The sequence below is a fragment of the Sporolactobacillus inulinus genome, assembly GCF_006539285.1.
GTDB lineage: Bacteria > Bacillota > Bacilli > Bacillales > Sporolactobacillaceae > Sporolactobacillus > Sporolactobacillus inulinus.
On the sequence record NZ_BJMS01000011.1, the window covers coordinates 38,657 to 51,133 of the forward strand.

13 protein-coding genes and 1 pseudogene are annotated in these 12,477 nt (G+C 39.9%); 7 read left to right on the forward strand and 7 right to left on the reverse strand.

Annotation, left to right across the window (positions count from 1 at the left end; genetic code table 11):
- Positions 1-109: 109 nt before the first annotated feature.
- The 5 genes from ypeB to SIN01_RS02545 form a co-directional block, all read right to left on the reverse strand.
- Entirely contained in the window at positions 110-1,438 is a 1,329-nt protein-coding gene (gene ypeB / locus SIN01_RS02525; RefSeq protein WP_010024476.1) for a germination protein YpeB, read from the reverse strand.
- Positions 1,439-1,450: 12 nt separating this feature from the next.
- Positions 1,451-2,242, reverse strand: coding sequence for a spore cortex-lytic enzyme (sleB, locus tag SIN01_RS02530; protein WP_047035436.1), 792 nt, complete (start codon positions 2,240-2,242; stop codon positions 1,451-1,453).
- Positions 2,243-2,594: 352 nt separating this feature from the next.
- Positions 2,595-3,905: a Glu/Leu/Phe/Val family dehydrogenase gene (locus SIN01_RS02535; protein ID WP_010024473.1), complete on the reverse strand. Its 1,311-nt coding sequence runs from the start codon at positions 3,903-3,905 to the stop codon at positions 2,595-2,597.
- A gap of 152 nt (positions 3,906-4,057) precedes the next feature.
- The gene (locus SIN01_RS02540; protein WP_010024472.1) at positions 4,058-4,681 is read right to left on the reverse strand and encodes a genetic competence negative regulator; all 624 of its coding nucleotides are present in this window, start codon (positions 4,679-4,681) and stop codon (positions 4,058-4,060) included.
- Between the two features lie 209 nt (positions 4,682-4,890).
- Complete coding sequence (locus SIN01_RS02545; RefSeq protein WP_010024471.1) at positions 4,891-5,664, reverse strand: metallophosphoesterase; 774 nt, start codon at positions 5,662-5,664, stop codon at positions 4,891-4,893.
- Positions 5,665-5,850: 186 nt separating this feature from the next.
- Here SIN01_RS02545 and SIN01_RS02550 point away from each other — a divergent pair, with 186 nt between their 5' ends.
- The 3 genes and pseudogenes from SIN01_RS02550 to SIN01_RS02560 all read left to right on the forward strand — a co-directional run.
- Positions 5,851-6,072, forward strand: a complete 222-nt coding sequence (locus SIN01_RS02550; RefSeq protein ID WP_029548138.1) for a spore coat associated protein CotJA — start codon at positions 5,851-5,853, stop codon at positions 6,070-6,072.
- Between the two features lie 4 nt (positions 6,073-6,076).
- Positions 6,077-6,346, forward strand: a complete 270-nt coding sequence (locus SIN01_RS02555; RefSeq protein WP_010024470.1) for a spore coat protein CotJB — start codon at positions 6,077-6,079, stop codon at positions 6,344-6,346.
- Between the two features lie 24 nt (positions 6,347-6,370).
- Positions 6,371-6,607: pseudogene (locus tag SIN01_RS02560) on the forward strand (manganese catalase family protein); the annotation flags it as partial.
- 75 nt (positions 6,608-6,682) lie between these two features.
- Here SIN01_RS02560 and SIN01_RS14930 read toward each other — a convergent pair.
- A complete protein-coding gene (locus SIN01_RS14930) occupies positions 6,683-6,853 on the reverse strand; it encodes a hypothetical protein (RefSeq protein ID WP_156994769.1) in 171 nt (56 codons plus the stop codon).
- A 681-nt stretch (positions 6,854-7,534) separates the two neighbouring features.
- Here SIN01_RS14930 and SIN01_RS02570 point away from each other — a divergent pair.
- The 4 genes from SIN01_RS02570 to SIN01_RS02585 all read left to right on the forward strand — a co-directional run bounded on the left by SIN01_RS02570 (position 7,535) and on the right by SIN01_RS02585 (position 11,436).
- A complete protein-coding gene (locus SIN01_RS02570; RefSeq protein ID WP_010024465.1) occupies positions 7,535-7,885 on the forward strand; it encodes a hypothetical protein in 351 nt (116 codons plus the stop codon).
- 88 nt (positions 7,886-7,973) lie between these two features.
- Complete coding sequence (locus SIN01_RS02575; protein ID WP_010024463.1) at positions 7,974-8,219, forward strand: hypothetical protein; 246 nt, start codon at positions 7,974-7,976, stop codon at positions 8,217-8,219.
- A 977-nt stretch (positions 8,220-9,196) separates the two neighbouring features.
- A complete protein-coding gene (locus SIN01_RS02580) occupies positions 9,197-9,751 on the forward strand; it encodes a recombinase family protein (protein ID WP_010027195.1) in 555 nt (184 codons plus the stop codon).
- Positions 9,752-9,891: 140 nt separating this feature from the next.
- Positions 9,892-11,436: an HsdM family class I SAM-dependent methyltransferase gene (locus SIN01_RS02585; RefSeq protein ID WP_010027196.1), complete on the forward strand. Its 1,545-nt coding sequence runs from the start codon at positions 9,892-9,894 to the stop codon at positions 11,434-11,436.
- On the opposite strand, the gene SIN01_RS02590 is transcribed toward SIN01_RS02585, so the two are convergent.
- Positions 11,413-12,306 carry a hypothetical protein gene (locus tag SIN01_RS02590; RefSeq protein ID WP_010027198.1) on the reverse strand — a complete coding sequence of 298 codons (894 nt, stop codon included), beginning with the start codon at positions 12,304-12,306 and terminating at the stop codon, positions 11,413-11,415. The genes SIN01_RS02585 and SIN01_RS02590 overlap by 24 nt on opposite strands.
- Positions 12,307-12,477 lie beyond the last annotated feature (171 nt).

The window sequence follows — 12,477 nt, forward strand, 5'->3', positions numbered from 1 at the left end:
TGGTTTGCCAGGTAATGCCAATGGTTCACATCTAGCACCTATTATACATTAGATGGCTTCGTTCAGCCAAGTCATTGAGCAATACGCTTAGGCGCCTCATGCAGGTCAATTATTCTTTAAGCAATTCGACCTTTTCTTGATTGCCATTAGCCGCATTCAGCAATACATGATATGTGTCATTGCCACGTGTTGCAAAGAACTCGTAACACAGCACATTCTTAAGCGTTGCGTTCTGGAAAACTGCAAGATCAGTTTCCTGCACTTTCAAATTCTTGTTCAATTGTTTTTGCACTTCCGCTTCAGACATTCCCGGTTTCAGCGGTACATTATCGCATTTATTAAACAGATAATCCGTTTGATCAAATGCAAGGATTTCACCATTATCGAGTGCCACTTTGATGCGAATTGAGGCCGGGTACACACGAATGTTGTCTTTCCGCAGAACATAGGTGAGTACGGCAACGTGATTATATTTGTTTCTTTTTGTCAGCTCCATATTTTTAAACGCGTGCTGTTTCAAATAGTTCCCTGATCGCTGAGATGCTTCATAAAGCGAAAGCGTTTCCTTTCTTACCGGACGCTCAAAAAGATACCAGATCACATGCCCGCCTTTTTTGGTCACCGATGCACTGAGCGAACGTTTTTTTGCTTTCATGTTGATCTCATAGGCCGGCACATTCGAACCTTTTCCCGCTTTAGCCACTCTAACAACTTGAGCATTCGAAAGCCCGGTCCATTTCTTTAAGTGGGAAACCGCCTGGCTACCGGAGACCTCTGTTCCTTTTATCGGATTTAAGTTCTTCTTCTGTAAGACCACATTTTTAGGATTTTCAGGACTGAAGCTGTCTGTATATTCAGTAGCTTGGTTATCGATCCGTTTCATCCCGTCAATGACTTGATTATCCTGATTCTGGTTTTTATCTTGAAGCACATATTCAACGTCCATCCAACGCAAATGATCTTTCATCACTTTTGCCTGGACATCCCTTAATCCGTCACGAATCGTTCGTGACTCAGAATAGAGTTGTTGAAGATTCTTATATTCTTTGTCGCTTAACTTTCGATCATTGGTCGATTTTACACCGGTGTTATAGGTGAATTCACCGACATGCGACAAAAATTCATTGGTGCGGTTAAAGGGCATCAAAGTGAGCGGAAGTTCATTCGCTGCCGCATGAGCAAGCGCACTTAAGCGCCATGTTTCAACAAGTTGCGGACGCATCGTATCGCGCGTCTGCATCGCGAGCGTTGTTCCTAATGATTCTTCCAATGAATCTACATAGTAGTTCAGTTCATGAAAGGCTTGTTGATAATGATTTTCTGCATGGATCATCACGTTCTTTTTCATTTGCCGTTCCTGAAAGCCCCAAACAGCTAAACCGATAATGAGCATAACGCATGCTGCTGACAATATGACAATCCAATACCGGCGTCTCAATAAAATTACCTCCTATTTACAAAAAATGTGTTTTCCGATTTTTCCAATTTGCGGTCTTGACCAAATCCAAGCCGAGGTTGCCGTATCCGGATTAAAGTAATAGATCGCACCGTTTGAAGGATCCCAGCCGTTAATTGCATCCATGACTGCTTTCTTTGCCGATTCATTCGGTGTCAGCCATATTTGGCCATCGGCAACGGCAGTGAATGCACCTGGCTGAAAAATTACGTCAGAGATATTATTTGGAAAACGGGGATCTGCGACACGATTGACGATGACCGATCCGACAGCCACTTGACCTATATAGGGTTCTCCCCTTGCCTCCCCATAGACAGCGTTAGCCATCAAGTTAATGTCTGATTTTGAATAGCCTTGTGGCAAATTATCAATCGTATATTTTCCTTGGTTTTGTTTGCCTGTAGTTGCGGATCCGCTCGGTGATTTGGCTTTCTTTTGAACTTGCTGACTGAGCGGAATACCTCCATAGTAGGTAAACGGATTGCCTGCATTGAGATTGCTTTTCACAAAATTCCGATCGTATTGGGAAGCTTTCACCAGTTTCTGTTTTGTCTGAGCGCCTCCCATTCCATCGATCTTTAGACCAAATTGAGACTGAAAATTTCGAAGCGCCCAATAGGTTCCGTATCCAAAAGCCCCATCAATCTTTCCCTTATAAAAACTGATATATTGAAGACGTGCCTGCAGTTCAATCACATCATCACCCGTATCTCCCCGCATAATGACACGATCTGAAAATGCTGCTGCTTCATTTGTTTGAATAAACAGCATTACAGATGCGAGCATCGCAGCATAAAAAACTCGAATCAGTCGTTTTTTCAATGATTTGATCCTCCCCGAGTGTATCGAACACTCCTTGAATATTCTTCTGATCTCCAACAACTCAGAAATCACATTTATGGTTCCAACTATGAGCCAAATTATGTATTTCATAAAAAGAGAAACTGGCGCCTCGAATCACCTGCATGCGACACATCCGGCTTCATCAAATAGTTCGTGTCATGAAACAAAAAAAGAGATCGTCTCACCGTTATAGGATTTTGAGACAACCTCTTCATTTCATTTATACAGTTTATCGACGGTTATTTTTACCCCTTATGAATGAAGCATGGTACGAAAAACGTGTGGCATAGATAGACTATAACCAGCCGCGTGTTCGTGCAGATTCAGCAATTTTATATACTCCGGCCAGATATGCAGCCGAACGCATGGATATGCTGCGCTCCTTAGCAATATGATGAATGCGTTCAAAAGCATCGGCCAAGATCTGTCGAACTCGCATTTCGCCTTCTTGTTTACTCCAAATAAGTCCCTGTCTGTTCTGTGCCCATTCAATGTATGAAGCAGTCATATCTCCCGAACTGGTTAAAATTTCCGGAAGAAACAAAATATCATTTTGGGTCATCCATTCCGCAGCATCATCAGAAACCGCATCCTCGGCCGCTTCAACGACGAGCGAACTGTTAATCGTTTGTGACGCCCTGCCTGTAATTTGATTGGCTACCGCTGCCAAAACCATAATATCACAGGGCTTTTCCAGAAGCTGCTGGCTCGTCAGAGAGTGTTCATGCAGCTTCGTGATTGTTCCAAAACTGTCTCTGCAGGCAATCAAATGAGTTAGATCAAGCCCATCAGAATCATATACCGCACCATAAGCGTCCGATAAGCCGGTAATCGTGACTCCTGAATCGGCGAGTGATTGAGCGACATAACCTCCGAGTTCTCCAAATCCTTGAATAATCGCTGTAGCGTGACTGAGGTTTATTCCCTTTTTACGTGCCGCTTCTGAAATAAATAAGACGATACCACGTCCGGAAGCATGTTCCCGACTTTTCAAACCACCAAGCACAATCGGCTTGCCGGTTATGAATCCGGCCGACTGGTCAGGACACATTTTACTATACTCATCCATCATCCAAGCCATCACTTGAGAATTTGTAAATATGTCGGGTGCAGGAATGTCAAGATATGGACCAATTACAGAACGAATTGCTTGTATGTAGCCGCGGCTCACCAATTCAAGCTCTCGGGCTGAGAGCTCTCTTGGCTCACAGAGTACGCCGCCTTTTGCTCCGCCAAATGGTAGATTAAGTAAACCGTTTTTCAAACTATTCATTAAAGAAAGTCCATGCAATAAAGGTTCCGAAACTTCCGTATGAAACAAAACACCGCCTTTTGTAGGACCGACTGAAAAGCTGTGCTGCACGCGGTAACCGGTGAACACACGAACTTGTCCATTATCCATTTTAACTGGAATTCTGACGGTAAGGGTTCTTTGAGGCTCTTTGAGCAGCTCAAAAACTTCTTCAGAATAGCCTAGTTCGGCGAGGGCTTCTTGAATCATTTCGTGTACTGAAGCAAGAAAACAAGCCTGTTTTTTTGTGAAGTCTTGTTGAAATACCGACACCAAAATCTTCCTTTCTGCGCCGGCAGCAATGAATGGCTGCATAAAGCTAATTCATGTGAAATTCACTCATGAAGCATCCTGCTTGCGCATAAAGTTTACTATAATCATTATACCTTACACAAACAGATGGAGCGAATGAACTATTCGTTTCTTGCCCATTGCTTGCACGCAATAAAGTCATGAAAAACTCCGCATTACTTCGCATGCGGAGTCTTAACAAAATAGCGGTATAGATCGGCAACCGCCCGATCCTTCATCAGGCATTTCCCGTACTCTTCAAGTCGAAATATTGTAATGGTCGATGTATTGCCGTACTCCGCAAGAATTGCAACCAACGTATCAACGTCAAACGAATCACCTAAATGGTGTTCATCGAAATGCAGATAATATTTATGCTCAAATAGAAATAGGCTTCCTGTACGAATACCTGACTCATATAGTGTCTTCGCTAGCGCAATGACATCATCCAACTGCTCAAACTGATAAAGAACATCTTGGCTTTCATCCATCGTGACCTGCATTTGGATAAAGTCGTCATCATCACTGAAATCATCATCTGATTGATCATTACTGCTCTTCATCCCTTTAGACACAATCACAACCATTCCCTGTGCCGGTAGGGAAAATATTTCAACATCGATCGATCCCGATGCTTCAAAGCCCAGCTCATCACCTGCTTCAAGCATCATATCCCGAAAGAGTTTCTCAACGCTTGGCAAGTCGTGCCACATATCTTCTTTTGTAATGCCTCGTTCTTTAAGATCGTCAAAAGTCAGGAAAACCTTAATCCTGTTTGCATTTAAACGTTCCAATCGCATCGCAAATGTCCCCCTTGCCGTCCAGCCTGATCTCAAATGCGCATCACTGTAGACCTTTACTGTATGTATATGATCTCAGCATATTTCGGTGTCTCCTGTCTAAAATACAGGCCGAACACGACGCAAACTGCTGCGCTCCGAAAGTTTGCACGATGGACTTGAGTGTAGTATACAACGTCAAGCTGAAAATGTACAAGCATTTCTTCTCTTCAAAGTCGTTTGCGCTGCAGCGTGAGCAGTAACACATCGGGCTTCGCTCCAAGTCTTAGCGGAATTTTAGTCGTCCCGTAACCGCTGCTAATGATTAGTGTCCCAAATGGCAGTTTTTTTACACCTGCTTTCTCCTTTAACGTAAACCCGAAAAGATTTATTTGCCCGCTGTGTGTATGCCCTGAAATAACATAATCAATCTTCATTTTCTTGTTCAATTCATACTTAATATCCGGATTATGACTGAACAACACGATTGGTGCATTGGCTCGACAGCTGTTGAGCGTCCGTTCAAGATCAGGTTGACCGGTAAGCAGGTCGTCAATCCCGCAAAAGTTGAGCGAATAGCCCTGCTCATCAATGACGTATGCTGTATTTTCTATTATGGTGACGGCGTATTGATCCAGCAGCGCCTTTATTTGTTGTGCCTTCGCTTCACGATCATGGTTCCCCCAAACAAAAAATACCGGTGCGCAAGCGGTCAACAGACGAAGGTTGGCTTCAACTCGTTTAAGCGGAACTCCTTTTTCTGTCAAGTCGCCTCCGATTACCACATAGTCCATTGATTCCTTTAATGAATTCAGCCAAGACTCAGCGATATGGCGTCGATGAATGTCGGAGATAAAAAACACATGCTTGCCAATAAAAGGATCCGGCAAATCGGCAAATTCCAGATCGAGTGTTACAACTCGATTTAAGTGCCCTTCAAGAAACATCCAAGCGAATAAAAGTACGGTAGATCCAATCAGTAAAGCCGCTAAAAAAGGAACCATGAATTGCTCACTCCATTCGCACGATTATGATTCATCGATCAAATCGGTATTTCATTTATTCGTATCAGAAAGCAGATCTGTGTCAGGGCGAATGAAAAAGTAAACGGAATCCGGTCTATGTACGAGCCGTTCACGCATATACAAAGATGTCGAAACAAATTCAAGGTTTAGAAGGGAGGTAATAACGTGGCATCCTCACGAAAATGGTTTGCACCATACATCAGCCCGCTTGATCCCTGTCCTCCTTTAACCCCCGTCTCTTATGAAACCCCGGTGCAGCTCTATCTTGGCTTTCAACCAAAAGGGATGGAACAATTTTCTCCCTTTGACGCGCTCGCGCACGGCACGTTATGGCCAGGACTCTATACACCGTATACCAATCCATACGAAACTAAGGAAAGGGGCTGAGGATGTGGCTGATTCAACACCAGTACCGGAGAGCTATTATCCTGATCTTAAAGCACTTCAAGCCATCGATTTCACACTCGTGGAACTTAATTTGTATTTAGACACACACCCCAATGATTTGGAAGCACTGAAACAATTCAATTCGGCGGTCAAGAAAAGCGCTGAAATTCGCGAAAGCTTTGAGGCGCGTTACGGTCCGCTTCAGAATTTTGGACACAGTCTCTCCGCTTATCCATGGAAATGGAAAGACACGCCCTGGCCATGGCAAGTGTGAAAATGTCCTAAGGAGGCGGAATTTGTGTGGTATTATGAGAAGAAATTGCAGTATCCGGTTCGTGTCGGCATCTGCAACCCTAGCGTTGCCAAATTTCTTATCGAGCAATACGGTGGAGCAGACGGCGAATTGGCCGCTGCACTACGCTATCTGAATCAACGGTACACGATACCAAGCCGTGTTATCGGTTTATTAAACGATATCGGTACAGAAGAATTTGCCCATTTGGAAATGATTGCCACAATGGTCTACAAACTAACGGTTTCTAAATTGCTACACATAAATATACTATTCCCTTCCTTATTATATTCTAAAAAAAGTGCAAAAAAAATGGAGTCACCGCCAAAAAGACGGTAACCCCATAGCAATCTCAATAAACTTTTCCATATCCAATTCTCCAACAGAAGTTGCTTTTCCAACCCCTTCAACAATAACAGTTTTATCATCAACCGTTTCCTTTGGTTCTGCATGTTCTTCATGTTCTTCATGTTCATTATGTCTAATCATGATGTCACCGCCCTAATTGCAATTTATGAGGTTGATAGTTTGTCTAAGAACCTACACACAGGCACTTGCAGATAAGGACAGAAAAAGGACATTACATATTTGTTTTTTTTTTAATGTAACTTGTTTCATTTTTATAAGGCGGTGCTGCCTGTAAAAAGCGGGTGTTTTACGCCTATGTATATATAGGAATTAAAGCACAATATTGAATCACGGCCTTTGTTGGTTTGACCACTTCCAGCACTGGCCTTACTGGTACGGCGTTCCTGCCGTGCCTTTTTATTTAGCCTTTGACCTCAATAATTTTGAATCTTATCCATGAGAGGATGAACATATTGGAAAGACTTCCCTACAAGCAAGAAGTAGACGCTAGGTTTATCCGTCCTATTCGGCATACCCGCAACAAAAGTCTAGATGAGTTTAGTTGTTTTATGGAAATTGACCCTGCCACTATTAGTAAGCTAGAAAACAGACAGCTACGGTTTACACCCTACTATGAAGAAAAGTTGAGGCTGGCCATGAAACGGCTACGTATAACGGGCGTGGAAATCCAAAGTATTAGAAAACTGATAGATGTTAAAGAAAGTCGGAATTACAGGACATGACCACTGTAGGCCTGATACTGTTACTTAAACTGATTGTATTGACAAGAATTGAAAAACATAAAAGCGAGGTAATTAAACCATGACGGAATTTAATCCTGAACTTATTAGGGCATTGGCAAACGGGGACGCACAGGCATTAGAACAGATTAAAAGCTACCCGTTAACAGTAAGAATGGCATTAGGAACAGCGGTTGACCAACTACGGCGAGATGAAAATATAGTACCAATGTCAGGTGGCGGCTTTTCTCTCTATGAACAAAAACCAAGTTCTTATATGGACACTGAAGCTGTGGGAAAGGCATTAGCAGAACGTAATAAGAAATTACGTGAAGCAGAAGAACTCAAGGAAAAAATTAGAGAAGAACACTTATTGAAGGTTGCTAAACAACAAGCCACACGGGCAAGGCTTGGGCTTAGATATGACAGATAACTCAATGTTGTGATTTTCCCCTATACTCTACCCGCTGGCATTATTGCTGGCGGGCTATTTTTATACTCTCTAAAAGGCGGGATACAGTATGAATTACAATATAAATAACAATGTGGCAATCTTTTATCACACCTTAGAAAATGCTAAGAATTGCAAGGTTATGTTTGCAGACGGTTCTGTGTATTGGCAGAAAACCATTCCTAATACAGTACACTGGTACATTATCGGTGAACGGAAAAAGTTATACCTAGATGAGAAATGTGAACAGCTGGCAGACGTGACAAGGGCAGACAAAATAAAAGAGTGTAAGCGGCTAGGGCTTATTAAGGGTTAAGGTGAAAAGCCTTAGCCTTATTTTTTTGTACAAAAAAGATTTATCAAAATTATACTTAATTTCCTTACTAGAATTATTGATTACTGTCACAGTATCTTTTTATTATTAAAGTGATTGTTATTAGTTCTTATTTCATCACAGTTGGCAGTGCCTTTACTTGTGATTAACAAATCTCTGTTTTTGTGCCAAAGCAGGTTTCCAAGATTTTGCAAAAATTTTTTCTTAGACTTCAAACAAATTAAAATGGCGAAATCCTTAACCACCCTTGGTTGACGCAGTTCCTGCCCCCCTATATTGCCGCTGTGTTGCATTGAATCGGGTTAGAACTACGCTGATAGACATTTCATTGCAACTGAGGGCATAAGTCTAGAGGATATATGCAATGATAGCGTTACCAAACAGTTTAGAAACTGCGGTGTATATTTTGCAACCATCAGACCGCCCCCATAGACACCCCCCGTCCCCCCTATATACCCTTCAGCCTCATTCAATCCGGCACCTTCCCGCCGCTATCTCTGTCCTTCTCTGCCGCCGCTGTCCTCTCTTTCATTGCTTTATCTCTTATTCAGTCATTGCTTTATTGCCTCTTTGCTGTAGTCTCTCTGTGGCCTGTCCTGTACGGCCTCTGTGCTGTCCTGCGGCTGTCTCTTCCGTTCCCTTGCCCATGCCCGTTGCCTGTCCCTCTGCCGCCCTCTGTGGCTGTCCTGTGGAATCTCTTCCTTTCTCTTTACCCGTGCTATGCTTGTGTAGCAGTGTGGGCTGTGTGCCTTGTTTACCCCGTCACTTTTTGACAGTGAATTATGGTAGTGGCTGAACCCCTGCCCCGCCTTTGTCTATTGCTGGCTGTCAATTGTGTACACTATCGAGAATCATAACTTAAAAGTATTGACACCGATTTAAAAGTCTTGTAATATCAGGGTATCGGGTGGTGTCATTACTTAGTGTCATAAATAATATACAAAAAGGGGCTATACATAATGAAATATGGATATGCAAGGGTAAGCACAGTTCAACAAGATTTAAAGGCACAATTACAGACATTAGAGAAAGAAGGATGTGAAAAGATTTATTCTGAGAAGTTCACAGGCACAAAGACAGACCGCCCCGAATTTAAAAAACTGCTTTCTATGCTTAAAGACGGTGACACCTTAGTAATAACCAAACTAGACCGCTTTGCACGTTCTACAGGGGATGCTATAAAGACCATAAAAACCCTATTTGAAAAAGGGGTCAAAGTTCATGTGCTAAACATGGGCATCATAGAGAATACCTCGACAGGACGGCTTATCTTTAATATCATGAGTTCCTTTGCAGAATTTGAACGAGATATGATTGTAGAACGCACACAAGAAGGTAAGGCCATTGCTAAACAGCGGGGCGACTTTAGAGAAGGGCGGCCAAAAAAGTATTCTAAGAAACAAATAGAACACGCTTTAGGGTTGTTAGACAACCGTTCTTATAAAGAAGTGGAGAATATGACAGGAATTTCAAAAAGTACCCTGATTAGAGAGAAGAGAAATAGTTATAATTAAACTCCAATTAAAATGATATTTACTTACTCAACTGTCTTCAAATAAATGGGTGAACAAACCAAAGACTATCATTGACACAGGCTTATGTTTAACTTATGATGAACATAAGCTATTCATAAGTAAAGAAAGGGAGAATTTAAGTGCCTAATAAAAATTTATATAGTTCTTATTACACTAAATCTGAGTACATAACTAAATATATGGTTAAAAAGCTGGACTTTACTGAAAACCATTTAGTACTCGAACCATCCGCTGGTGATGGTGTTTTTATCGACGCTTTGCTTAGGAAGCATCCTAATACTAATATTACTGCTTATGACCTAAATCCCAAAGCAGTGAATGTTATGAGTGATAAGTATCGCAGTTTCGAAAATGTTAACGTTATCGAATCGGACACCTTACTTGATACTGACCTTGATATGAAGGTATTTATGGGCGGCTTTTATGATAGGATTATTGGGAATCCTCCATATGGTGCGTGGCAAGATTACGAAAAACGTGCAAATCTAAAGAATCTCTACCCAGGCTTCTACGTAAAAGAAACATATACATTATTTTTGTTACGGTGCATTTCCTTACTAAAAGAAAACGGTAAGTTGACCTTTATCATTCCTGATACTTTTATGAACCTTCATATGCATAACAATCTAAGAGAATATCTATTACTAAATACAAAAATTCATGAAATTCTAATGATACCCTCAAAGTTTTTTCCCGGTGTTAATTTTGGATACTCTAATCTTACAATCATAACAGTTGAAAAGGTTACCGAAGAATCAAACCTCTCAAATGTTATAAGGATAATTAGCGGATTAAAAAAGGTCACCGATATTGAAGACATAACCAATAATGAAAGGCTTGAAAAATACAAAATAATTAACATATCTCAAAAAGAGGTCTACGAATCCATTGATATGGCATTTTTAATTCGTGCCGATAACAAAACTAGAAATCTTATTAACAATCCTCAATTAACATTAGAAGATTTAGCATACTGTGTAACAGGCATTTACACTGGAAATAACAAGGCCTATTTTAAGGCATTAAATTCAGAGGTTAGAAATCCAACAAAATGCAATATTGTAGATAAAAATCTAATCGAATACGACTTTCTTCAATACAACAACCTGCTTAATGGTATCAAAAGCGAAAAACATTTTATTCCTGTAACCAAAGGAAATGCAGACATGTACTCCAGAAAAAACGAATGGTATATTGACTGGGGGGAAGAAGCAGTTCATCATTATAAAACAGACAAAAAGGCACGTTTTCAAAATTCAAAGTATTATTTTAAAAAAGGTATTGCTGTACCAATGGTTAAATCCAGTAAAGTCAAGGCAAATTTGATAAACAATCAAGTCTTTGACCAATCTGTAGTTGGAATATTCCCAAAAGAAGAAAAGTATTTATACTATCTCCTTGCCTTGTTGAACTCGGATGAAGTAAATACAATAATTCAAACAATTAACCATACGGCAAATAATTCTGCAAATTACTTAAAAAAAATTCCTATTGTACTTCCTGATTCTGAAAAAGACTTTAATCATGTTCTTGACTTAGTTAAGCAGATGATTAACAATATAAAACAAACTAATACTATAAATACAGAAATTCAAACTGAAATCAATCAGATTTTTAAAAACTTATATGAATCTGCTGAATCACCAGCGGAGATATTGAGTTAAATTATTTTCCGCCAAATAATCAAGAGTGTAATTATCTAAATCGTTTTTCCAATCAATGTTGTGTTCAATCCAATCTTTAAGTGGATAACCAGCTAATTCTTCAATTTTATCGTAAGTTTCATGGCCACAATAAACATCCCATAGATTAGAATTCTTTAGGGTTTGAAGATAGTGATTATTTTCATTTTCTTCAGCCCTAACTAATATTATGTTCACATAATTTGGATTGAGTTTTTTAAAAATACTACCTACCATTAACAATCTATTTGTATTTCCTTTTTCGTTTGAATTAAATCCGCTTTTATAATCAATATTGTATTTGATACCATCTTTTTCAAAGTGCAAATCACATTTTAATTGAATCTCACCTGAAGCTACTAGTTCCCACATTAAATCTAAGTATCTATTTAATTCCTTTTTTTCCTCGGCTGTCAAAGATGTCGTTTCAATAAATGCATTCAATTTGGATAATAATTGTAATTTTGCCTCTTCAAAACTCGGTGGAATAACTTCAGCAATTCCTGACTCAGAAGTATATTTCCAACAGAGTTTACAAAACGGTTCCCATAATTCGCCAATTCTTCGTGTAAAATCCATATATTCATAGGGTCTGATACGATTTCTGAACTCAATCATTACAATATATGAACAGTAGTGAATCATTAAAATCTTGTCAAGTCGTTCCAAATTAGTATGTTCAGTGTTATTAACAACTGGCTGAACTAAATTTTTAGTAATCTGTTTAACTTTAGAATTTATTTTCTTTATTGTAGAGTTATCACTACCTGCATTTCTAAAAATCTCCTCGCACTCTGACCTGAATAAACCCAATAGTTCTTCTTTTGAATGACTCAAATTTTCAAATTTCAAAAGAGATTTCCCCTTATAAAATATATTGATGATATTTAAACAGATAAATAATAACATAATCTACCATCATTATCTATTTATGGACATTTATCCTTAAACTTTTTAAGGACTTGAATTTACACTTTAAGTGCAACACTTAGAAAATTAAAAGGACCCATCGCTGAGTCTTCC

What these genes read in the sequence shown, in the direction of transcription:
- sleB (WP_047035436.1), bottom strand. Translation starts at nt 2,242, where the DNA reads ATGCTCGCATCTGTAATGCTGTTTATTCAAACAAATGAAGCAGCAGCA.
- SIN01_RS02535 (WP_010024473.1), bottom strand. Translation starts at nt 3,905, where the DNA reads ATGCAGCCATTCATTGCTGCCGGCGCAGAAAGGAAGATTTTGGTGTCG.
- SIN01_RS02540 (WP_010024472.1), bottom strand. Translation starts at nt 4,681, where the DNA reads ATGCGATTGGAACGTTTAAATGCAAACAGGATTAAGGTTTTCCTGACT.
- SIN01_RS02545 (WP_010024471.1), bottom strand. Translation starts at nt 5,664, where the DNA reads ATGGTTCCTTTTTTAGCGGCTTTACTGATTGGATCTACCGTACTTTTA.
- SIN01_RS14930 (WP_156994769.1), bottom strand. Translation starts at nt 6,853, where the DNA reads ATGATTAGACATAATGAACATGAAGAACATGAAGAACATGCAGAACCA.
- SIN01_RS02570 (WP_010024465.1), top strand. Translation starts at nt 7,535, where the DNA reads ATGACGGAATTTAATCCTGAACTTATTAGGGCATTGGCAAACGGGGAC.
- SIN01_RS02575 (WP_010024463.1), top strand. Translation starts at nt 7,974, where the DNA reads ATGAATTACAATATAAATAACAATGTGGCAATCTTTTATCACACCTTA.
- SIN01_RS02580 (WP_010027195.1), top strand. Translation starts at nt 9,197, where the DNA reads ATGAAATATGGATATGCAAGGGTAAGCACAGTTCAACAAGATTTAAAG.